Source organism: Sphingomonas sp. GW821-FHT12D09 (assembly GCF_058807215.1).
Genome location: NZ_JBXAQL010000001.1, coordinates 292163 through 314646 on the forward strand (window position 1 = coordinate 292163; position 22484 = coordinate 314646).

The window sequence follows — 22484 nt, forward strand, 5'->3', positions numbered from 1 at the left end:
ATGCCCAAGCTAAAGGTAGACGGAATTGAAGTGGAGGTGCCTGCGGGTGCCACCGTGCTCCAGGCCTGCGAAGCCGCAGGCAAGGAAATTCCGCGCTTCTGCTATCATGAGCGGCTGTCGATCGCCGGTAATTGCCGCATGTGCCTGGTCGAAGTGAAGCCCGGACCGCCCAAGCCCCAGGCCTCGTGCGCGCTGCCCGCCGCCGACAACCAGGAGATCCGCACGGACTCGGCAATGGTGAAGGCCGCGCGCGAAGGCGTGATGGAATTCCTGCTGATCAACCACCCGCTCGACTGCCCGATCTGCGATCAGGGTGGCGAGTGCGACCTGCAGGACCAGTCGGTCGCCTATGGCCGTGGCCACTCGCGCTACACCGAGAACAAGCGCGCGGTGACCGAGAAGTACATGGGGCCGATCATCAAGACGATCATGACCCGCTGCATCCAGTGCACGCGCTGCGTCCGCTTCGGCGAAGAGGTCGCGGGTGTGGAGGATATCGGCGCGATCTATCGCGGCGAGAACATGCAGATCACGACCTATCTGGAAAAGGCGTTCAAGAGCGAGCTTTCGGGCAACGCCGTGGACCTTTGCCCAGTGGGGGCGCTGACCCACAAGCCGGTGGCTTTCGAGTACCGCTCGTGGGAGCTGAAGAAGAACCTGTCGATCGACGTGATGGACGCGGTCGGCACCAATATCCGCCTCGACAGCCGTGGCCGTCAGGTGATGCGCGTGCTTCCGCGGATCAACGAGGACGTCAACGAAGAGTGGGCGCACGACAAGACCCGCTACCATGTCGACGCGCTGGTACGCCGCCGTCTCGATAAGCCCTATGTCCGCAAGGGCGGCAAGCTGGTCGAAGCGAGCTGGGACGAAGCGTTCGACGCGATCGCCGCCGTTGCCAAGGCCGCCGGTTCGAGCGTTGCAGCGATCGCCGGCGACCTGGTCGATTGCGAGACGATGTACGCCGCCAAGGCGCTGGTGAACGCGCTCGGCTCGACCCTGCTCGAAGGGCGCCAGACCGGCCTGTCCTATGACGTGTCGAACCTCGGTTCGGTCGCGTTCAACACCACGATCGCCGGAATCGAGGATGCGGACGCGATCCTCCTCGTAGGCTCGAACCTCCGCTTCGAAGCACCGCTGATCAACACCCGCGTGCGCAAGGCGATCAAGAAGGGTGCCAAGGTCTTCGCGATCGGTGAAGAAACCGACCTGACCTACAAGGTCGAGTGGCTGGGCAACGACCTGTCGATCCTCGGCAAGATGCCCGACCTTGCGGCCGAGGCGATCGACGCGGCGAAGAAGCCGGTTCTGATCGTCGGACCGGGTGCGCTCAAGGCAGGGCAGGGCGCTACGCTGGCGATGGCTTCGGCCTTCCAGCGCCCCGCGACCGAGACCGACGCGGCCTGGAACGGCTTCAACGTGGTCCACACTGCCGCTGCGCGCATGGGCGGGCTGATGCTCGGCTACGCCCAGAAGGGCGGCATCGCGGACATCGTCACGGCCAAGCCCAAGCTCGCCTTCTTCCTCGGCGCCGATGAAGTCGCGTTCGATGACTTCGCGGACAGCTTCAAGGTCTATGTCGGCCACCACGGCGACATGGGCGCACACCATGCGGACGTGATCCTGCCGGGCGCGACCTATGCCGAGAAGCCAGGCACCTATGTGAACCTGGAAGGCCGCGTGCAGCGCGCCGACCGCGCGGTATTCGCGCCCGGCGACGCCCGCGAGGACTGGACGATCCTGCGCGCGCTTTCCGATCGCCTCGGACACACGCTGCCGTTCGACAATTTCGAGCAGCTGCGTGCCGAGATGGCGAACGCCGTTCCGGCGCTGGGTCGTGAAGGCCTGGCCGGCTATGACTGGGCACCGCCCTCGCTTCCGGCTTCGGCCAGCGGTGGGATCGGCTACCCGATCGCCGACTTCTATCTCACCAACGCCATCTGCCGTGCGTCGCCGACCATGCAGCGCTGCTCGGCCGAACTGATCCACGGCGAAGACTTCGCAGAGGCCGCAGAATGACCGCGCTCTTCCATTCGCTGGGCCTGCCTTATGAGTGGTCCTGGCTGATCTCGACGATCATCGGCATCCTGCTGATCGCGCTGCCGCTGATGCTGGCCGTGGCGATGATCATCTATGTCGATCGCAAGATCTGGGCTGCGATGGCATTGCGCCGCGGCCCGAACGTGGTCGGCCCGCTCGGGCTGCTGCAGAGCTTCGCGGACGGCCTGAAGGTCTTCCTGCAGGAAACGATCATCCCGTCGGGCGCCAACAAGACGCTGTTCCTGCTCGCACCGATCATCACCTTCACGGTGGCGCTGATCGTGTGGGCGGTGGTGCCATTCGGCACGCTGGGCCAGATGAATGTCGTCCTGTCGAACATGGATGTCGGCCTGCTCTACGTGCTGGCCGCCTCGTCGCTCGGCGTCTACGGTATCATCCTGGCGGGCTGGGCCTCGAACTCGAAATACCCGTTCTACTCGGCCATCCGCGCCGCGGCGCAGATGGTGAGCTATGAAGTGTCGATCGGCTTCGTGCTGATCGCGGTCGTGCTGTGGGCCGGCACCTTCAACCTGGGCGGTATCGTCGAGGCGCAGAAGGGCCATGTCTTCGGCATCATCAACGGCTTCTTCGCCAACCCGCTGCTCTTCCCGATGGCAGTGGTGTTCTTCATCTCGTCGCTGGCCGAGACGCAGCGCGCACCGTTCGACCTGACCGAGGCGGAGAGCGAGCTCGTCGCGGGCTATCAGACCGAATATTCGTCGATGGCCTTCGCGCTCTACTGGCTGGGCGAATACGCCAACGTCATCCTGATGTGCGCGCTGAACGCCACGCTGTTCTGGGGTGGCTATCTGCCGCCGCTCGACATCCCGATCCTCTACCTGATCCCGGGCATCGTCTGGCTGCTGCTCAAGATGTGCTTCTTCTTCTTCTGCTTCAGCTGGGTGAAGGCCACGGTGCCCAGGTACCGCTACGACCAGCTGATGCGCCTGGGCTGGAAGATCTTCCTGCCGCTGTCGCTGCTCTTCGTGTTCCTGGTGTCGGGCTGGCTGATGCTCCACCGCGTGGAAGGTATCGTATGAACGTCGCCCATTTCATCCGCACCTGGACCCTCTGGGAGTTCGTCAAGGCGCACGCGCTGACCTTGAGGTATTTCTTCAAGCCCAAGGCGACGATCAACTATCCGTACGAGAAGAACCCGATCTCGCCCCGCTTCCGCGGCGAGCACGCGCTGCGCCGCTATCCCAATGGCGAAGAGCGCTGCATCGCGTGCAAGCTGTGCGAAGCGGTGTGCCCCGCGCTGGCGATCACGATCGAGGCCGAGCCGCGCGAGGACGGCAGCCGCCGCACCACGCGCTACGACATCGACATGACCAAGTGCATCTATTGCGGCCTGTGCCAGGAAGCCTGCCCGGTCGATGCCATCGTCGAGGGCCCGAACTTCGAGTTCGCCACCGAGACCCGCGAGGAGCTGATCTACCAGAAGGAGAAGCTGCTCGAGAACGGCGACCGCTGGGAGCGCGCCATCGCCGCGAACCTTGCCGCCGATGCACCGTATCGTTAAGCGCACGCCAATCTACAGGGGCCACCTGATTCCGTGATCCAGCTTCTAGCCTTTTACCTGTTCGCGCTGGTCGTCATCGCCTCTGGCGCCATGACGATCCTGTCGCGCAACCCGGTACATTCCGTCCTGTGGCTCATCCTGGCGTTCTTCAACGCCGCCGGGCTGATGGTGCTCGCCAATGCCGAGTTCATCGCGATGCTGCTCGTCATCGTCTATGTGGGCGCAGTCGCCGTGCTGTTCCTTTTCGTGGTGATGATGCTCAACATCGATTTCACCGAGCTGCGCGCCGGCGTGATGAAATATGCGGCGGTGGGCGTCGCGCTCGCCATCGCGTTGGTCGCCGAGATCCTGGTCGCCGTGGGCGCCTATAGCGCCGGCACGCTCCAGCTCGGCCGCCGCATCGCGCCGGTCGACACCAAGGTGCCCAATATCGAGGCGATCGGCCAGCTGCTCTATTCCCGCTACCTGTTCGTGTTCGAAGGTGCCGGCCTGGTGTTGCTCGTCGCGATGATCGGCGCGATCGTGCTGACGCTGCGTCCGCGCGGCGACGTCAAGCCGCAGAACATCAGCCGCCAGGTCCAACGCCGCGCCAAGGACGCTACCCGCAACGTGAACCATCCGGTCGGGCAGGGGGTCGAGCTGTGATCACCCTTACGCACTATCTCGTCGTCAGCGCGATCCTGTTCACGCTTGGCGTGCTCGGCATCTTCATGAACCGCAAGAACCTGATCGTCATCCTGATGGCGATCGAGCTGATCCTGCTGGGGGTGAACCTGAACCTCGTGGCGTTCGCCAACGCGTTGCACGACCTGGTCGGCCAGGTCTTCGCGATGTTCGTGCTGACCGTCGCTGCCGGTGAGGCAGCGATCGGCCTCGCCATTCTCGTTATCTACTTCCGCGGCCGCGGCACGATCTCGGTCGAAGACGTCAATCGGATGAAGGGCTGATGTCGGCGATCTATTTTATCGTATTCCTGCCGCTGCTCGCGGCAGCCGTAGCCGGGCTTTCCAACAAGTCTTTCGGCAAGGTCTTCCCCAAGGTGATCACCACGGGGTCGCTGTTCATCGCCTGTGCGCTGAGCTGGCCGATCTTCATCAGCTATCTGGGCGGCAATGCCGAACCGACGATCTCGCCGATCTTCACCTGGATGCTGAGCGGCACGATGCAGGTGGACTGGGCGCTGCGCGTCGACAGCCTGACCGCGGTGATGCTCGTGGTGGTGACCAGCGTCTCGGCGCTCGTCCACCTCTATAGCTGGGGCTACATGTCGGAGGAGCCGGATCAGCCGCGCTTCTTCGCCTACCTGTCGCTCTTCACCTTTGCGATGCTGATGCTCGTGACGGCCAACAACCTGGTCCAGATGTTCTTCGGCTGGGAAGGCGTGGGCCTCGCGTCCTACCTCCTGATCGGCTTCTGGTTCCGCAAGCCCTCGGCCAACGCCGCCGCGATCAAGGCCTTCGTGGTCAACCGCGTCGGCGACCTTGGCTTCATGCTCGGCATCTTCGGCACCTTTCTGGTGTTCGGCACGATCGACATCCCGACGATCCTCGCCGCCGCGCCGAACATGCATGGCTCGACGATCGGCTTCCTCGGCCACCGCTTCGACACAATGACGGTGCTCTGCCTGCTGCTGTTCGTCGGCGCGATGGGCAAGTCGGCGCAGCTCGGCCTGCACACCTGGCTTCCGGACGCGATGGAAGGCCCGACCCCGGTGTCGGCGCTGATCCACGCCGCGACCATGGTGACCGCCGGCGTGTTCATGGTCTGCCGCATGTCGCCGATGTTCGAGCAGAGCGCAGTTGCGCTCGGCGTGGTGACCTTCGTCGGCACCGCGACCTGCTTCTTCGCCGCCACTGTCGGCACGACGCAGACCGACATCAAGCGCGTGATCGCCTATTCGACCTGTTCGCAGCTCGGCTACATGTTCTTCGCCGCCGGCGTCGGCGCGTACGGCGCGGCGATGTTCCACCTGTTCACGCACGCCTTCTTCAAGGCGCTGCTGTTCCTCGGTGCCGGCTCGGTCATCCATTCGATGCACCACGAGCAGGACATGCGCTTCTATGGCGGCCTGCGTAAGCACATCCCGGTCACCTTCTGGACGATGATGTTCGGCACGCTCGCCATCACCGGCGTGGGTATCCCTGCACTGTTCGGCAATCCGGTGGCCTTCGGCTTCGCCGGCTTCCACTCGAAGGACGCGATCATCGAGGCGAGCTATGCCGCGGGCCAGACCAGTGCGTTCTGGGTCGGCGTGTTCGTCGCGCTGCTCACCAGCTTCTACAGCTGGCGCCTGGTGTTCCTGACCTTCTACGGCAAGCCGCGCTGGGCAGGCTCGGAGCATATCCAGCACGCCGTTCACGATGCGCATGGCCATGGCCATGACGATCACGCGCACGGCCACGGTCATGCGCATGACGATGCACCCGCCGCTGAGGATGCCGGCCACACGCCGAGCGCGGACGAGATCCTGCACGATCATGGCCATGAGGGCACGGCGGGCTATCACCCGCACGAAAGCCCGATCGTGATGCTGATCCCGCTGGTGGTGCTGACGCTCGGCGCGATCTTCGCCGGCTTCGTCTTCCACGGCGCGTTCATCGAGCCGACCGCAGGTGAGACCTATTGGCACGGCGCGGTCGCCTTCAACGAGCATCTGATGCACGCGATGCACGAGGTACCGGTGTGGGTGAAGCTCAGCGCGACGATCGCGATGCTGAGCGGTCTGGCCATCGCCTGGGGTGCCTATATCAAGGCGCCGGACTTCCCCGCGAAGTTCGCCGAGGCGTTCCGCCCGCTGTACCTCTTCTCTCTCAACAAGTGGTATTTTGACGAGCTCTACAACTTCCTGTTCGTGCGCCCCGCCTTCGCGATCGGCCGCCTGTTCTGGAAGCAGGGTGACGAAGCCACGATCGACCGGTTCGGCCCGAATGGGGTCGCGAAGGTCGTCCAGCTCGGCGGTGGTGTCACTGCCAAGCTGCAATCCGGATATGTCTACGCCTATGCCTTCATCATGCTGATCGGCCTCACTGCCGCGCTGACCTGGGTGATCGCGCGATGAGCGGCTTCCCGATCCTCACCGTCATGCTGGCGGTCCCGGCGCTTGCCGCGATCGCCTGCCTCTTCGTCAACGCGCAGAGCGCCCGCTGGCTGGCGCTCGCCGCCACCTTCGTGGACCTGGCGCTCGGCATTCTGCTCTGGATGAACTTCCAGACCGGCGACGGCGCTGCCCAGTGGCAGTTCGTCGAGCATGTCCGCCTGTTCGGCATCGGCGGCGCCGAGTTTGCCTGGGCGCTGGGCATCGACGGCTTCGCGCTGCTGCTGATCGTGCTGTCGGTCTTCCTGATGCCGATCTGCATCGGGGCGAGCTGGCTCTCGATCGAGAAGCGCGTGCCCGAGTACATGGCCGCGTTCCTGGCCACCGAAGTGCTGATGATCGGCACCTTCGCGGCGCAGGACCTGATGCTGTTCTACGTCTTCTTCGAAGGCGGCCTGATCCCGATGTTCCTGATCATCGGCATCTGGGGCGGCGCCAACCGCATCTACGCGTCGTACAAGTTCTTCCTGTACACGCTGCTCGGCTCGCTGCTGATGCTGATCGCGATCATCTACATGATCCTGACCACCGGCACGACGTCGATCCCGGCGCTGATGGCGCACGACTTCCCGCCACAGATACAAACATGGCTATGGCTGGCCTTCTTCGCCTCGTTCGCGGTGAAGATGCCGATGTGGCCGGTCCACACCTGGCTTCCCGACGCGCACGTGCAGGCGCCGACCGCCGGTTCGGTGATCCTGGCAGGCGTGCTGCTGAAGCTCGGCGGCTATGGCTTCTTGCGCTTCTCGCTGCCGATGTTCCCGGAGGCCTCGGCCCAGTTCCTGTGGCTGGTGTTCGCGCTGTCGGGCATCGCGGTGGTCTACACCTCGCTCGTCGCCCTGGTGCAGAGCGACATGAAGAAGCTGATTGCCTATTCGTCGGTCGCGCACATGGCGATCGTCACCTTCGGCCTGTTCGCGTTCAACGCGCAGGGTATTGAGGGCGCGATGATGGTGATGCTCGGCCACGGCGTGGTCTCGGGCGCGCTCTTCCTCTGCGTCGGCGTGATCTATGACCGCCTCCACACCCGCGAGATCGACCGTTACGGCGGCCTTGCGATCAACATGCCGCGCTATGCCGTGCTGTTCCTGCTGTTCACCATGGCCTCGGTCGGCCTGCCCGGCACCAGCAACTTCATCGGCGAGTTCCTGAGCCTTGCCGGCCTGTACAAGGTCTCGACGCTCTACGCGCTGATCGGCACCACCGGCATCATCCTGGGCGCTGCCTACATGCTGTACCTCTACCGTCGCGTCGCCTTTGGCGACCTGACCAAGGATGATGTGAAGGCGATGCCGGACCTCGACGTGCGCGAGTTCGTCATGCTCGGCGCGCTGGCCGCGGTCACGCTGTGGATGGGTGTCTATCCGGAGAGCTTCATGAAGCCGATGCGCGGCGACGTGGAGAAGCTGGTCGCCCGCCTCGAGCGTGCCGCGCCCGCCGGTGACTCGCTGCCGACCGCTGGCAAGCCCGCGCCTGCTGCGCACGGTGAACACAACGCTGCCCCTGTTGCGCACGGGGAGGCGCACTGATGAACTATTCGCTCCAATTGATGATGTCGCTGCCCGAGGTCGTCCTCGCCATCGGCGCCATCCTCCTGATGCTCGTCGCCGCATGGGGCGGCCCCAAGTCGACCAAGCTGGTCAGCTGGACCGCGATCGCCGTGCTGATCGGCGCCGGCATCGCGCTTGCCGGCCCTGCTTCGGCAGGCGGTGAGGCCTATGGCGGGCTTTACCGCCCGGACATGTTCGCCGCTTTCTCCAAGGCGCTGATCTACCTGGCAGCCGGCGTCTCGATCCTGATCGCGCCACGTTTCTTCGCGGAGACTTCGGGCGACGATCTGCGCCCGGAATACCCGGTGCTGATACTGCTTTCCGCGATCGGCATGGGCATGATGGTCTCGGCGGGCGATCTGATGTCGCTGTACGTCGGCCTCGAGCTGCAGAGCCTCTCGGCCTATATCCTCGCCAGCTTCATGCGCCGTGACACGCGCTCGGCCGAAGCGGGCCTGAAGTATTTCGTCCTCGGTGCGCTCGCTTCGGGTATCCTGCTCTACGGCATCAGCCTGGTGTACGGCTTCTCGGGCACGACGCTCTTCTCGGGCATCGCCGACGCCTATGCCTCGGGCGACCAGAAGACTGGACTATTGTTCGGCCTGGTGTTCGTCTTCTCGGGCCTGGCCTTCAAGATGTCGGCCGTGCCGTTCCACATGTGGACCCCGGACGTGTACGAGGGCGCGCCGACCCCGGTGACCGCTTTCTTCGCCTCGGCACCCAAGGTCGCCGCGATCGCGCTTGCTACCCGCGTCGCGATCGACGCGATGGGTCCGGCGATCGCCGATTGGCGCCAGATCGTGATCTTCGCCTCGCTGGCCTCGATCGTGTTCGGTTCGGTCGCAGCGATCCGCCAGAGCGACATCAAGCGACTGCTCGCTTACTCCTCGATCGCCAATGTCGGTTTCGCGCTGGTCGGTCTCGCCGCCGGCGGCGAGGCGGGCGTGTCGAGCGTGCTCTACTATATGGCGATCTATGTCGTGATGACGCTGGGCAGCTTCCTGGTCGTGCTCCAGATGCGCGATGATGAGGGCCGCCCGGTCGAGACGATCGCGAGCCTGGCCGGCATGTCGCGCACGCGCCCGGGTCTCGCCGTGGCGCTGGCGATCTTCATGTTCAGCCTCGCCGGCATCCCGCCGCTACTCGGCTTCTTCTCGAAGCTGCAGGTGTTCCTCGCGGCGGTGCATGCGGGCCTGTACGTCTTCGCTGCGGTGGCTGCCGCCGCCTCGACGATCGGTGCTTACTATTACCTGCGCATCGTCAAGGTGATGTATTTCGACGAGCCGGCGCCCGCCTTTGGCGGCCGTACCGACCCGGTCGAGGGCGCGCTGCTGGTGATCGCCGCAGTGGTGATCTCGCCGCTGGGCTGGCCGCTGCTGGGCTTCCTCGAAGTCTGGACCGGCGCAGCTGCGAAGGCGCTGTTCTGACCGCCATAGTCCGGACCGTCGCCGAGACGGGATCGACCAATGCCGACATGGCCGAGCTCGCGCGCAACGGCGCGAGCGAAGGCCTGTGGCTGCGGGCCGAGCGGCAGACCGCCGGCAAGGGCCGGCAGGGCCGCGCTTGGCAGTCGCCGGCGGGCAATCTCTACGCCTCCACGCTGGTGCGGACGCGGGCAGGGGAGCCCGCACCCGCCACGCTGGCGCTGGTCGCCGCAGTCGCGTTGGAAGAGACGGCGCGGGTCTTCGGCCTCGAGCCGATGCTCAAATGGCCCAACGACCTGCTGGTCGACGGTGCCAAGCTTTCCGGCATCCTGCTCGAGCGGGTGGGGGACGCCGTGATCCTCGGCTTCGGCGTGAACCTCGCGCACCATCCGCAGGATATCGATCGCCTCGCGACCAGCTTTGCCGCGCACGGGCCTGCACCCGATCCGCAGCTCTTCGCCGAAACCCTGGCCGAAAGCTTCGCCCGCTGGGTCTCCCGCTGGCGGGACAGCATCGCCCCGGTCCGCGAACGCTGGCTCGCCCGCGCGCACCCGATCGGCACTGCGCTCACCGCCCGCCTCGCCGACGGCACCAGCCTGGACGGGCTGTTCGGCGGATTGGACGGAGAAGGTGCGCTCATCCTTCGCTTGGCCGATGGCACCAGCCATGTCATTCACGCCGCCGACGTGTTCCTGCTCTGAGAGGCCCGAAATGCTGCTCGCGATCGATGCCGGCAACACCAATGTAGTCGCCGCCCTGCTCGAAGAAGGCGAGATTCGCGCGCGCTGGCGCATCGCCACCGATCCGCGGCGCACCGCGGACGAATATGCGGTGTGGCTCAGCCAGCTGCTAAGCCTCGAAGGCTATGATCGCTCCGTCGTAACCGGCGTGATCATCGGCACGGTGGTCCCGCGCGCGCTCCACAACCTCCAGGTGCTGAGCACCAAGTATTTCAAGACCGAGGCCGTGATCGCCGGACAAGGCAAGGCCGCGTGGAGCTTTCCGCTCGACGTCGAGGAGCCGCAGGGCCTGGGTGCCGACCGCGCGCTCAACATGATTGCCGGCCATGCCCTGCACGGCGGCGACCTGATCATCATCGACTTCGGCACCGCGACCACTTTCGAGCTGGTCGATTATCGCGGCGCCTACAAGGGCGGGATCATCGCCCCTGGCATCAATCTCTCGCTCGACGCGCTCGTCACCGCCGCCGCCAAGCTGCCGCGCATCGCGATTACCGCGCCGGCCACCACAAGCGTGATCGGCCGCAACACGGTCGACCAGATGCACATCGGCATCTATTGGGGCTATATCGCGATGATCGAGGGGCTCGTCGCGCGGATGAAGGCCGAGATCGGCCGGCCCGTCAAAGTCATCGCCACCGGCGGCCTCGCCGTGCTGTTCGAGAAGCAAACCGACGTATTCGACGTCATTGAACCCGATCTGACCATTCAAGGGTTGGCGATGCTGTGGGAACGCAGCCGTTGACCGAGGAAACCAAGTGAAACCAGAAAAAGAACTCCTCTTCCTCGCGCTTGGCGGCTCGGGCGAGATCGGCATGAACGTCAATCTCTATGGCACCCAGGGCAAGTGGCTGATGGTCGATTGCGGCATCACCTTTGGCGATGCGAACTATCCGGGCATCGACGTGATCCTGCCCGACCTGCAGTTCATCGAGGAGCGGATCGACGACCTGATCGGCATTGTCCTCACGCACGGCCATGAAGACCATATCGGCGCGCTGCCCTATTTCGCCGCCGAGCTTGGCGTGCCGCTCTACGCGACGCCTTTCACCGCGGGGCTGATCCGCGGCAAGCTCGAGGAAGAGGGCATCGAGGAGAAGGTCGAGCTCAACATCGTCGACGAGGAAGGGCCGTTCAACCTCGGGCCGTTCCGCATCACCTACACGCCGCTCGCCCACTCGATCCCGGAGGGCAATGCCGTCCTCATCGAGACGCCGTACGGCAACATCTTCCACACCGGCGACTGGAAGCTGGACGAGACCCCCGCGCTGGGCGGTGCCTCGACCGCGGCGGAACTGACCGCGATCGGCGACAAGGGCGTGCTCGCGCTGGTCTGCGACAGTACCAACGTGTTCAATCCGGAGGCTTCGGGCTCGGAAGGCGCAGTGCGTGAGGGCCTCGACCAGGTGATCGGCGCCGCCAAGGGCCGCGTGCTGGTCACTACCTTCGCCTCCAATGCCGCGCGCCTGCAGACGCTGGGCGAAGTCGCACGCGATACCGGGCGCGAGCTATGCGTCGCCGGACGCTCGCTCGACCGGATCATCCGCGTTGCCAAGCAGACCGGTTACCTGCGCGATTTCCCCGAGACGATTGACTTCGACATGGCCATGTCGATGCCGGCCAACAAGGTGCTCATCGTCGCCACGGGTGGGCAGGGCGAGCCCCGCGCGGCGCTCAACCGCATTGCCGAGGGTAGCCACGTCCTCAAGGTGAATGAGGGCGACACCGTCGTCTTCTCCTCGCGCCAGATTCCGGGCAACGAGATCGCGATCGGCCGGATCATGAACACGCTTGCCAGCAAGGGCGTCGAGCTGATCACCGATCGCCAGGCCTTCATCCACGTCTCCGGGCATCCCGGCCGCCCCGAACTGGCCGAGATGTACAAGTGGATCCGTCCCGAGATCGTCGTGCCGGTGCATGGCGAGGTCCGCCACATGTACGAGCAGGCTCGCTTCGCGCTCGAGCAGGGCGTGCCTCGCTCGGTCCGCCAGGTGAATGGCGACATCATCCGCCTCGCGCCGGGCAAGCCGCACAAGATCGGCGACGCGCCGGTTGGCCGCCTCGTGCTCGACGGTGACATCATCCTGCCGGCGGACGGTACCACGATCAACGAGCGGCGCCGCGTCGCCCTTTACGGCCAGATCAGCGCTGCTGTAGCGATCCGAGGTGGCAAGCTCGCTGGTAACCCGCAGATCCGCATCCAGGGCGTGCCGGTGGAAGAGGACCGCGAGGACTTCATCGCCGAAGCCTGCGACGCCGCTCGCGAAGCGGTGAAGAAGGACGGCAAGGGCGACCTCGAGCGGCTGCGCGAGTCGATCCGCCTCGCCGTGCGCCGTGCCGCAGTACGCTACACGGGAAAGAAGCCTGTCGTGGATGTGCTGATCATTGAGCAATAGGCGGTAACCGTCATCCCGGCGAAAGCCGGGATCTCGTGGGCCTGCTTCCCTGCATCTTCGCCTGAGATCCCGGCTTTCGCCGGGATGACGATGAAGGGCTTCCGCTTCGCAATTCGCGGCCCTATCACCGCGCCATGCCCTGGAAGTCCGCGCTCGCCATCTATTTCCTGTTCTGGGCCTTCTCGGTCTTCCTCGTCCTTCCCTTCGGCGTGAAGACGAGCGAGGAGGCGGGCGTGGCGCTGGTCCCCGGCCAGGCGCCGAGCGCGCCGCATGAGTTCGACGCGAAGAAGATCGCAAAGCGCACGACCGTCGTCGCGACGGTGCTGTTCGCGATCTTCTACCTGAACTATCACTTTGGCTGGGTGACTACCGAGATGCTCGACTGGTGGGCGCATATGCACCCGGCGAACGGGTCGTAACGCTTCCTACAAGGGCCTTTGCTGCGACTCGGCAAAGTCCACGAAGTTCATGCCCAAAGCGTGTTTTGGCGGCGCTTGGGTTGACACTCTTCCCGCGAACGCGCCGCATCTCGCAACATCCTTGCGAGCCTGCGACCCTATATTTCCTACCTATCAAAGAGCGGCCGGACAGGCGCCAGGCTGCGAGAGGCAAGCAGGCGAAATCCTATTTCGCAAGGCTTGGAGGACGTCTGTCTGTCTCGCCACCCCGGGGATCGTGCTGGGTTCCACCGGGAGGCGAGCGGAAGGCGCAGCGCGAGACGCGCAGTGGACCCCGGCACAAGGCCGGGGTGGCGAAGGGGCGAATAGACTGCCCGAGATCCCGGCCTTCGCCGGGATGACGATATTGGCTTAAGTCCGCAGCCGCTCGATCGCCTGGGCCAGCGCCACGTAGAGCTTGCCCATGTCCGACGAGAGCAGGGTCACGCCCATCGGCGAGCCGTCGCGCAGCGCCAGGATCTGGCGGAGCATCGCTTCGAAATCGTGGATGTAGCGGTTGACGTTGTCCCGGAAACCCTCGTCGTCCTCATAGAGCCGGTGGATTTCACGCGTCTCCGAAGGATCAAGCAGCCGCACGGCACGCCGGGTGAAGACGCCGCGATCGCCCTTCAGATAGGCCGACCAGGCGCTGTCAGTCACTTCGGCCGAGAAAGCCTTGCTGATCTCGATCGAGGCCGAGTTGAGCGCTTCGATCAGCAGCGATACACGGCGGGCGAAATTGTCGCTGTCCGACTCCTCGCGCTCCTTGCGGCCTTCGGCGATCCGGGTCTCGACCTGTGCCGTGGTGTCGGCCAGCGAGACCATCTGCTGGGTGAGGCGCTCGGAGGCGCGGGTCGCGGCGTTGACCGCCGCCTCGGTCGTCTCGGCAAGATCGGTGAGCTGGCGGCGGATCGAGGCATCGACCGCGCGGCGCAGCGCATCGCCCGCGGCTTCCTCGATCGCCCGCTCGGCATGCGGCACAATCGCCGCCAAAGTCTCGCGGGCATGATTGGCGGCTGCGCTGGAAGTCTCGCGGACGCTGAGCAACGCCTCGACCAGCTGCGGGGCAGCACTTTCGGCGAAGCGGCGGGTGGTGGCGATGGTCTCGTCGACGATCGCGCTCAGCTGCTCGGCCTGCTCGCCGCCGGTGGAAAGCGTCTCGAGCAACGAGGCCTGGGTCTTGGCGAGCGTGTCGCGCTGCTGGCTGACCACATCGGCGATCGCCTCGATCGCGTCGTGCGTGCTCTCGGCGGCGGTGACCAGCGCCAGCAGCTCGGGCTTGGAGGCGGCGACGACCTGGCGGCTCGCATTGATCCGCGCATCGAGCCGTTCGAGCGCCTCGGGCAGCGTCTCGTCGATCTCGCGGGCCGAGGCGTCGAGTGCGGTCAGCAGGTCCTCGGACGTGCCGATCACCTTGCGCGCAGTCTCGTCGCCGGTGTTGAGCGCCACGGTCATCGCATCGACCGAGCCGTGCAGCGCGCTGATCGAGGCGGCCAGGCGCTGGGTGCGCTCGGTGCCGGCGACATCGAAATCGTCCATCGTCCGATCGAGCCGGTCGATGCCGATCGCCAGGCTCTCGAACAACGCGTCGCCGCGGCCCTGTTCCTCGCCCAGGCGGGTACCGATGCGGCCGATCGCCTCTTCGATGGTCGCCATCCGCTGGCCCAGCGCCTCGGCGCTGTCGCGCCCGGCGCGATCGAGCGCGGCCTGGTTGGCCGAAAGCATCGCCAGGATCGCCTCTCCCTGGGTGGCGATGCCCTTGCGCGCTTCATCCACGGCGTTGGCGGCGCGATCGAGCACCGCATCGACCTGGGTCGACATCTCACCGGTGACCTGTTCGAGCCGCGCGCTGGCGGTCTCGCTGGTCGCTTCCATGCGGGCGATGTGCGCGGCGAGCCGGTCGGCGGCACCGCCGGCGATCTGGTCGGCTTCGCGGCCGCGTTCGGACAATGCGGAAAGCTGGGTGTCGAGCGCGGCGGCGCGCTCGCTGGCGAGTAGCCCGGCGGCGTCGACGCGGTCGGAAAGCCCGCGCATCTCTTCATGCGCCTTGGGCAGCGAGGAGAGGATGACTTCGACCCGGCGTTCGGCATCGGCGGCGGATTCGCCGAAATGGCGGGTGCTGGCGTCGATCGAGCGGGCCTGAGCGGCAGCGCTGTTCGACGCGCTTTCCAGCTTCTCGCTCGCGCGCTCGCCCATCGCGATGAGGATGTTGGTCTGCTCGGCCAGCGCCCCGCGGTTTTCCTCGATCTTGCGCGACAGCGTGGCGACGACGCGCTCCAAGCTTGCCGCTTCGGCGCGCATCGCCCGGGCAGTAGCGCCGAAGCGCTGGGCCTCGGCCCGGCTCGTCCGCAGCGTGAGGAGGTAGAGAATCCCGACCAAGGCAGGGGGGACGCAGAGCGCCGCGATCAGCTGAACGAGGCGTGCCGGATCGACCGGCCCTGTAAAGCTGCCGCGCAGCAGCCAGCCCATGCCGCCGAACCAGCCGAGGATCAGAAGCATCGCGAAGGTAGGGAAGATCCAGCCGAAGCTGCGGTGCGGAGCCTCTTCTTCCTCGTACGCTTCCTCGTCATGGACGATGGGCTCCGCCGCGACGGGCGTTACCGCCACGGCTTCGGACAGGACCAGCTCATCCGCGTCATTGTTCGCGGCCGGCGGCTCAGCAGGTTTTCCCCCAATCATGTCGTGCATTTACCACATTTCGCCGCCGTACCAACACTGCAGCGCCAGAGACCTTGGAAACGCGGCGTTAACGGTATCCGTGCCAGGGTTCGACCATGGCGTATGATCCCGGTGCAATCGATGCGACGCTTGCGGCAGCGGTGGGTGACGAACCCGCGCTGATCGCGGAGCTGCGTGAAGCTTTCCTCGACGGGGTGCAGCGTTGCCTCGAGACGATGAAGTCCGCCGACAGCCCCGATGCCTGGGCATCGGCCGCGCTCCGGCTGAAGGGCCTGGCGGCCAGTTTCGGCGCGGTCCGCCTGATGGCGCTGGCAACCGAAGCTGCCAATGGACAGGCGCATGATGGCGCGATACTTCGTCGTCTCCATCGGGCAGTCGACCGACTCTGAAGAAGCCGGCGCATGTGGAGCTCCCGACGAACGAGAGGGATCGATCCATATGCGCATACGCTGCCGCCTGGCTTCACCGTTTCTGCTTTCCTTCGCCGCCGTGCCGATCGCGCACGCGCAGGACGCATCCAGACCCGCGCAGGACGGGGGCATCGTCGTCACCGGCAAGGCGCCCAGCCCGATCAAGAAGGCCCAGCGCTATATCGGGCAGGTGCTCGATGTGAACGGCGGGCAGCTCGCGCGCTTCGTCGATCCCGTCTGCCTTGAAGTCATCGGCATGCCGGCCCGCTTCAAGGGGCCGATCGAGGACCGCGTGCGCATCGTCGCCACCGCCGCATCGGTGCGCATGGCCAAGCCGAAATGCGAGACCAACTTGCTGGTCGTGTTCGTCGATAATGGCGATGCGCTGATCGAGACGATGCGCAAGCGGCGCAACCCGGCCTTCGACAACCTCGACGACGGCGCGTTGCGCGATGCCTTCAAGTCCGGGCCGATCCATGCCTGGCGTCTGGTCGCGACGCGCGACGAAGTTGGCCATGTCTCCACCGCCAATGACGATCCCGATTACCCACCGGCGATGGAGGGCGAGACCCAGGCGGTGACGATCAATTCGGTGATCGTGATCGACCGGCAGGCCGTTCTGGGCAAGTCGGTGAAGCAGCTCGCCGACTATATCGCGATGCGCACACTGGTCGGCGCCAAGCCGCCCGAAAGGGGCTCGATCAAGGCCGCCTCGATCCTTTCGCTGTTCGATCCCGCCGTCGCGCCGCCGCCGGCCGAGATTAGTGACATGGACCTGGGGCTGCTCGCCGGCTTGTACCGGCTGCGGGACCCAAGCGAGCAGGGCTCCGACCAGGCCTATCGCATCTCGCGCGTGATGACCTCGGGCAAGCAGCGCTGACATGCGCACCGCGCTGATCCTCGCACTGGTCCTGATCGCCACCCCGGCTTTCGCCCAGGACAAGAAGCCGCAGGACAAGCCGGCGCAGAGCGACGCCGACATCGTCGTGGTCGGCGCCAAGGAAGTGCCGCCCAAGACGGCGAAGCGCTTCGTCCGCCAGATCGGTTCGAGCGTGGACGGCCAGCTGGCCCGCTTCGCCGAACCGATCTGCCCGATCGTAGCCGGCCTGGGTCCCGATGCCGCCAAGGCGATCGAGGCCCGGCTGCGCGCAGTGGCGCTCGATGCCGGCGCGAAGGTCGGCGAGGCGGGCTGCCGGCCCAATATCGCTCTGATGGTCGCGCATGACGCGGACGAGTTCGTCGTGGTATTGCGCAAGCGCTTCCCGGGCTTTTTCGGCAACCTCGATATGATAAAACTCCGCAAGGCACTTCGGGAAGGTCCGGTGCATGCCTGGAGCACGATCGAGGTGCGCGACGAGGTCGGCAACCAGGCGGACAGCGACGATGACGGCACCAAATATATCAACGTGATCAGCGCCTCGCGCATCACCATGCCCACGACGCAGGTGACGGTGAAGTCGATCGTGGTGATCGACGACAAGGCGGTGGTCGGCAAGTCGGTGGTGCAGATCGCCGACTATGTCGCGATGCGCACCCTCGCCGGTGCCCGCCCGCCCAGGGACGGGGCCAATGTCGATTCGATCATCACGCTGTTCGACAAGGATTCGACCTTCACCGATCCTGAGCTGACCGCGCTCGACCAGGGCTTCCTGCAGGGCCTCTATGCCAGCCGCAACGACGTCAATTCGATCAAGCAGTCGGGCGAGATCGCGCGGCGGATCGTCAAGAATTCCAAAGGTAATCCGGATGACAAGCACTAAGGCCGTCCTGATCGGCCTCGCCCTGGCGTCGGTTGGTCTCACGCAGGCCGCTTTTGCCCAGAAGGTGCAGGACGAGTCGAACATCGTCGTCGAGGGGCAGAAGGGCGTCCCGCCGAAACAGGCCCGCCATTTCGTTGCCCAAGTGATGACCGGCGTCGAGGGACAGCTCGCCCGCTTCGCCGATCCGGTCTGCCCCGCGGTGATGGGCCTGCCGCAACCCTATGCCGGCATCGTCGAGCGCCGTATTCGTGCCGCCGCAGGACAGGCGGGTATCGAGACCGGCACCGAGGGCAAATGCCAGGTCAACCTGTTGGTGATCGTCGCGGCCGATGCCGATGCGCTGGTCAGGCAGATGCGCAAGGACGTCAGCGGGCTCTTCCACGGGCTGAGCGCCGGCGACGTGCGCCGGGCGATGCGCGAGGGCCCCGTGCATGTGTGGAACGCCGTCGAGGTCCGCAACGAGGACGGCAACGTCGCGCATACCGGCGGTCTGGAGGGATCGAGCGCGCCGATGCTCCAGGTCCGCGGCGCCTCGATGATAGAATATCAGACGCAGCAGGTCGTCTATCAATCGACCATGGTCGTCGATGCCAAGGCGATGCTCGGCAAGTCGCTCAACCAGTTCGCCGACTATATCGCGATGCGCACCATGGCCGGCGCCCGCCCGCCGCGCGAAGGCACCCCGGCTGACACGATCCTCACGCTGTTCGATCCGGACGGCACCCCGCCGCCCGAGATGACCAGCCTCGACAGGAGCTTCCTCGAAGGGCTCTACAAGGCGCGGCCGATGGGCAAGGCGATGTCGCAGGCGAACACGATCTCGCGCGAGATCGTGAGGGATTCCCGGGAGCGGGCAGGCGCCAACTAACGCTTGCGGCTGAGCTCGCGCATCGCCTCGTCGAGCCCGGCCAGGCTGAGCGGGTACATCCGGTCGTTCATCAGCTCGCGGATGATCCGCACCGACTGGGTATAGCCCCATTGCTCGCGCGGGATCGGGTTGATCCACACCGACGCGGGATAGGTACCCAGCGCGCGCTGCATCCACACCGCACCGGGCTCCTCGTTGAAATGCTCGACCGATCCGCCGGGATGCGTGATCTCGTATGCGCTCATCGAGGCATCGCCGATGAAGATCAGCTTATAGTCGTGGCCGTATTTGTGGAGGATGTCCCAGGTCGGGGTGCGCTCCTGGAAGCGTCGCCGATTGTCCTTCCACACGCCTTCGTACAGGCAGTTGTGGAAATAGAAGAACTCCAGGTTCTTGAACTCGGCTGTAGCGGCCGAGAACAGCTCCTCGCACAGCTTGATGAACGGGTCCATCGATCCGCCCACGTCGAGGAAGAGCAGCAGCTTCACCGCGTTGTGCCGCTCGGGTCGCATCCGCACGTCCAGCCAGCCCTGCCTGGCGGTGCCGTCGATCGTCGCATCGATGTCGAGTTCGTCGGCGGCGCCTTCGCGGGCGAAACGGCGCAGGCGGCGTAGTGCCACCTTGATGTTGCGAGTGCCGAGCTCCCTGGTGCTGTCGAGGTTGCGGAACTCGCGGCCCTCCCACACCTTCAGCGCGCGCTTGTGCCTGCTCTCGCCGCCGATGCGAACGCCTTCGGGGTTGTAGCCGCCATTGCCGAAGGGGGAGGTGCCGCCAGTGCCTATCCACTTGCTGCCGCCCTGGTGGCGCTCATGCTGTTCCTCGAGCCGCTTCTTGAGCGTCTCCATGATCTCGTCCCAGCTGCCCAGCGACTCGATCTTCGCCATCTCCTCGGCGCTGAGATACTTCTCCGCGATCGCGCGCAGCCATTCCTCGGGGATGTCGGCAGGCGCAACGCCATAGCTGGTGGCGATGCCCTTGAAGACCTTGGCGAAGACCTGGTCGAATTTGTCGAGCAGCCCCTCGTCCTTCACGAAGGTTGCGCGGGCGAGATAGTAGAAGGCCTCGGGCGTGTGCTCGATCACGTCGCGGTCGAGCGCCTCGAGCAGGATCAGATGCTCCTTCAGGCTCGCGGGAATGCCCGCGGCGCGCAGCTCGTCGAGGAAGGACAGGAACATGCGCTCGTCCTAGGGCTGGGGCCGCCGTTCGTACAGGTTCCAGTTGGTTCCCGACAGGCTGTGCATCCGATGCTCGGCAATGGGCACGAAATGCATGCCGCAGCGATCGACATTCTGCGGGAAGGGCTCGCCCAGGAAACGGTCGACCAGCAGGAAGCGCGCCTGTGGATCGCAGCGGCCCAATATGACCTCGAGCTTGTAGCGGCGGCGCGCGGCGGCGACGTCGGTTGCCGCCTGGCCGGTGTCGCGGTCGAGCAGCATCTTGGTGCGCTGCGGTGCCCGCGCCATCATCTCGCGTACCGGGCCGCCCGGATCGCCGCGCTGGTCGGTGGCGAGCACATAACCGCACCACAGGCTTCCGGCGAGTATCACCGCCAGGCCGATGCCGACGACGATTCGCTTCCAGTCGGTCTGGCTGAGCCCATATCCGATCATCTCGCCCAGCATCAGCAGCATCGGCACCAGCGCGGGCATGTAATAGCGGGCATGGCCGACATTGCCGGCGTGCAGCACCGCGAGCATGAAGGGGAAGCCGAATATCGCGAGCCGGTACAGCGCGATACGCGAGGCGCCCGCGCGCGGCGCCAGGACCAGCAGCACCAGCACCAGGACGATCGGCCAGATGTCCTTCCACGGGATCCCGATCGTGTAGCCGATCGCGGTCGTGGTGCCGTTCAGGAACATCATCAGGTCGAACGGATCGTAGCGGCCGAAGCGGAAGCCGGTCCCGGCGAGCTTGCCGGCGAGCAGCACGAAGGCGAGTACGCCGATCAGCACCAGCACCGGCACGAAGAACGTCTTGAAGGTCTCGATCACCGCAGCCTGGAAGCCGTTTCGCTTCCACAGCACGAAGAACGGCCAGCCGACCAGGGCGATGGCGGCGAAGATCATGGTAAGCTGCGAGAAGGCCCCCAGGAAGAAGCACAGCGCAAAGGTGGTCGGCCGGCGATAGGCGAGGTCACCGGCAAGCCAGCGATCGATGAACAGGATCGCGACCAGCATCGCCAGCGACATGCTGGCATAGCCGCGTGCTTCCGAACCCATCGTCACCAGCATCGGCGAGACGGCGAAGAGCAGGGCGGTGACCACCATGGTGATCCGCCCGCGCGGCTCGGCGATCTTTGCGGCCACCAGGATCGCGGCGGTGCCGCTCAGGATCGAGAGCAGGCGGACGAGCGGCGGCCAGGCGCCGAAGCCGACGAACTGCATCCACAGCGAATTGATATGGTGGTTATTGTCGTGGTTGATGCCGGTGAACACGCCGATCGGGGTCAGCGCATCGCGCGCCTGCGCCGCCGACCAGGCCTCATCGAACCACAGATCGCCCAGCGAACAGACGAAGCGCAGCACTAGGCCCGCAAGGGCGATCGCATAGACCGCCCACCACCAGCGCCGATTCGCGCCCTGATCCTCCCCAGACATGTGCCGTTAGTGCCTTGCCGCTCAGTCGGCGGCAAGCTCAACGCGACGCATAGGCGTCGATCAGCGAGCCGACATAGTCGGGCTGGCGGGAAGTGAGCTCGGGGGCAGGGCGGGCCTTGCGCACCGTCGGAGGCGCATCGCGGTCCGGCGTGCCGTAGATGAAGCCGTGCGCCGGGTAGATCGAACTGCCCAGGCCATTGCGGTCACGGTACCAGACCTTGACCAGCGTCCAGTCACCGCGCGCCGAGACATCGAACAGGGTCACGTCCTGCTCGGCATGGCCGCGCTCGCCATTCTGGCGGGACCAGTTGGCATGGGTGATCATCAGCACGCGCTTCTCGACGATCCGGCTGACCACTGCGACATGGCCGAGCCGAAGTTTCGAGCTTTTGGAGAAGGCGAGGACCGCACCGACCTTGGGCGTCTGGCCACGCTGGTAGCGGCCGGCGGCCTGGCCCCACCAGGTCCAGGCATCGCCATAGATCTGGATACCGGAAGCCGCGCGGGCAAAGGGCACGCATTCGCCGACATATTCGAGAAGGGAACGCGCGCTGGCGGGCGCCGCGACGGAAATCGTCGCAGCGGCAAGCAGGACTGGGAGTGCGATACGCAAACGCATACTCGGGTACTCGTACTGAGTTCCCCCCAAGCACACCGTAACCCGGAGTGGTTTAAGACTGGTTAACTGCGTTTCGGCGGCCGCGCGGAGCCATCGGCCAGAGCGCGGCACGCCAGTTCGCGCATCTCGCCAAGCGCGATGCGCGTGGCATCGTCACTCGCAAAAGCGAGTTCAAGCATCCGTATCTCTTGCATCGGGTTGCCGAGATAGCCCCAGGCAGCTCGTGCTGCGCATAGGATAATCCGTCAGCACGGTTTGCACGAACAGTCTTCCGGCCAACGCGTTGCCCGGATCGATGGCCAATGCGGCCAACGGCTCGGGTATGTTGCGGCCAACGGCTCGGGTATG

At 65.5% G+C, this 22484-nt stretch carries 20 protein-coding genes; 16 read left to right on the top strand and 4 right to left on the bottom strand.

Annotated features, from left to right (window positions below; translation table 11 throughout):
* The 12 genes from nuoG (at position 1) to AC1RPL_RS01455 (ending at position 13185) form a co-directional block, all read left to right on the top strand.
* Entirely contained in the window at positions 1 to 2019 is a 2019-nt protein-coding gene (nuoG, locus tag AC1RPL_RS01400) for an NADH-quinone oxidoreductase subunit NuoG (protein ID WP_493067467.1), read from the top strand.
* A complete protein-coding gene (gene nuoH, locus AC1RPL_RS01405) occupies positions 2016 to 3080 on the top strand; it encodes an NADH-quinone oxidoreductase subunit NuoH (protein ID WP_493067468.1) in 1065 nt (354 codons plus the stop codon). Before nuoG ends, nuoH begins: the two co-directional genes overlap by 4 nt.
* Entirely contained in the window at positions 3077 to 3562 is a 486-nt protein-coding gene (gene nuoI, locus AC1RPL_RS01410; protein WP_493067469.1) for an NADH-quinone oxidoreductase subunit NuoI, read from the top strand. Before nuoH ends, nuoI begins: the two co-directional genes overlap by 4 nt.
* 33 nt (positions 3563 to 3595) lie before the next feature.
* The gene (locus AC1RPL_RS01415) at positions 3596 to 4207 is read left to right on the top strand and encodes an NADH-quinone oxidoreductase subunit J (RefSeq protein ID WP_493067470.1); all 612 of its coding nucleotides are present in this window, start codon (positions 3596 to 3598) and stop codon (positions 4205 to 4207) included.
* Complete coding sequence (nuoK, locus tag AC1RPL_RS01420) at positions 4204 to 4509, top strand: NADH-quinone oxidoreductase subunit NuoK (protein ID WP_493067471.1); 306 nt, start codon at positions 4204 to 4206, stop codon at positions 4507 to 4509. Before AC1RPL_RS01415 ends, nuoK begins: the two co-directional genes overlap by 4 nt.
* Positions 4509 to 6620 (top strand): NADH-quinone oxidoreductase subunit L, encoded by a 2112-nt coding sequence (gene nuoL / locus AC1RPL_RS01425; RefSeq protein ID WP_493067472.1) that lies wholly within the window; start codon positions 4509 to 4511, stop codon positions 6618 to 6620. Before nuoK ends, nuoL begins: the two co-directional genes overlap by 1 nt.
* Positions 6617 to 8185 (top strand): NADH-quinone oxidoreductase subunit M, encoded by a 1569-nt coding sequence (locus AC1RPL_RS01430; RefSeq protein ID WP_493067473.1) that lies wholly within the window; start codon positions 6617 to 6619, stop codon positions 8183 to 8185. Before nuoL ends, AC1RPL_RS01430 begins: the two co-directional genes overlap by 4 nt.
* Positions 8185 to 9633, top strand: a complete 1449-nt coding sequence (gene nuoN, locus AC1RPL_RS01435) for an NADH-quinone oxidoreductase subunit NuoN (protein ID WP_493067474.1) — start codon at positions 8185 to 8187, stop codon at positions 9631 to 9633. The genes AC1RPL_RS01430 and nuoN overlap by 1 nt, the downstream gene beginning before the upstream one ends.
* Positions 9634 to 9680: 47 nt before the next feature.
* Positions 9681 to 10331, top strand: coding sequence for a biotin--[acetyl-CoA-carboxylase] ligase (locus AC1RPL_RS01440; RefSeq protein ID WP_493067475.1), 651 nt, complete (start codon positions 9681 to 9683; stop codon positions 10329 to 10331).
* 10 nt (positions 10332 to 10341) lie between these two features.
* Entirely contained in the window at positions 10342 to 11115 is a 774-nt protein-coding gene (locus tag AC1RPL_RS01445) for a type III pantothenate kinase (RefSeq protein ID WP_493067476.1), read from the top strand.
* A 13-nt stretch (positions 11116 to 11128) separates the two neighbouring features.
* Entirely contained in the window at positions 11129 to 12766 is a 1638-nt protein-coding gene (locus AC1RPL_RS01450) for a ribonuclease J (protein ID WP_493067477.1), read from the top strand.
* Between the two features lie 134 nt (positions 12767 to 12900).
* The gene (locus AC1RPL_RS01455) at positions 12901 to 13185 is read left to right on the top strand and encodes a DUF1467 family protein (protein ID WP_493067478.1); all 285 of its coding nucleotides are present in this window, start codon (positions 12901 to 12903) and stop codon (positions 13183 to 13185) included.
* Positions 13186 to 13575: 390 nt separating this feature from the next.
* Here AC1RPL_RS01455 and AC1RPL_RS01460 read toward each other — a convergent pair whose 3' ends face one another.
* Positions 13576 to 15891: a coiled-coil domain-containing protein gene (locus AC1RPL_RS01460; RefSeq protein ID WP_493067479.1), complete on the bottom strand. Its 2316-nt coding sequence runs from the start codon at positions 15889 to 15891 to the stop codon at positions 13576 to 13578.
* Positions 15892 to 15977: 86 nt separating this feature from the next.
* Between AC1RPL_RS01460 and AC1RPL_RS01465 the strand changes: the two genes are divergently transcribed.
* Genes AC1RPL_RS01465 through AC1RPL_RS01480 form a run of 4 tightly spaced genes read left to right on the top strand, consistent with a single transcriptional unit; the run spans position 15978 to position 18920 of the window.
* Complete coding sequence (locus tag AC1RPL_RS01465; protein WP_277766410.1) at positions 15978 to 16271, top strand: Hpt domain-containing protein; 294 nt, start codon at positions 15978 to 15980, stop codon at positions 16269 to 16271.
* A gap of 49 nt (positions 16272 to 16320) precedes the next feature.
* Complete coding sequence (locus AC1RPL_RS01470) at positions 16321 to 17172, top strand: hypothetical protein (protein WP_493067480.1); 852 nt, start codon at positions 16321 to 16323, stop codon at positions 17170 to 17172.
* Between the two features lies 1 nt (position 17173).
* Positions 17174 to 18052 (top strand): hypothetical protein, encoded by an 879-nt coding sequence (locus tag AC1RPL_RS01475; RefSeq protein WP_493067481.1) that lies wholly within the window; start codon positions 17174 to 17176, stop codon positions 18050 to 18052.
* Positions 18039 to 18920 (top strand): hypothetical protein, encoded by an 882-nt coding sequence (locus AC1RPL_RS01480; protein ID WP_493067482.1) that lies wholly within the window; start codon positions 18039 to 18041, stop codon positions 18918 to 18920. Before AC1RPL_RS01475 ends, AC1RPL_RS01480 begins: the two co-directional genes overlap by 14 nt.
* Here AC1RPL_RS01480 and AC1RPL_RS01485 read toward each other — a convergent pair.
* The 3 genes from AC1RPL_RS01485 to AC1RPL_RS01495 are packed head-to-tail and all read right to left on the bottom strand — an operon-like array spanning position 18917 to position 22136.
* Positions 18917 to 20095 (bottom strand): vWA domain-containing protein, encoded by a 1179-nt coding sequence (locus AC1RPL_RS01485; RefSeq protein WP_493067483.1) that lies wholly within the window; start codon positions 20093 to 20095, stop codon positions 18917 to 18919. The genes AC1RPL_RS01480 and AC1RPL_RS01485 overlap by 4 nt on opposite strands.
* 9 nt (positions 20096 to 20104) lie before the next feature.
* Positions 20105 to 21517: a hypothetical protein gene (locus AC1RPL_RS01490; protein ID WP_493067484.1), complete on the bottom strand. Its 1413-nt coding sequence runs from the start codon at positions 21515 to 21517 to the stop codon at positions 20105 to 20107.
* A 37-nt stretch (positions 21518 to 21554) separates the two neighbouring features.
* Positions 21555 to 22136, bottom strand: a complete 582-nt coding sequence (locus tag AC1RPL_RS01495; protein WP_493067485.1) for a CHAP domain-containing protein — start codon at positions 22134 to 22136, stop codon at positions 21555 to 21557.
* Positions 22137 to 22484 lie beyond the last annotated feature (348 nt).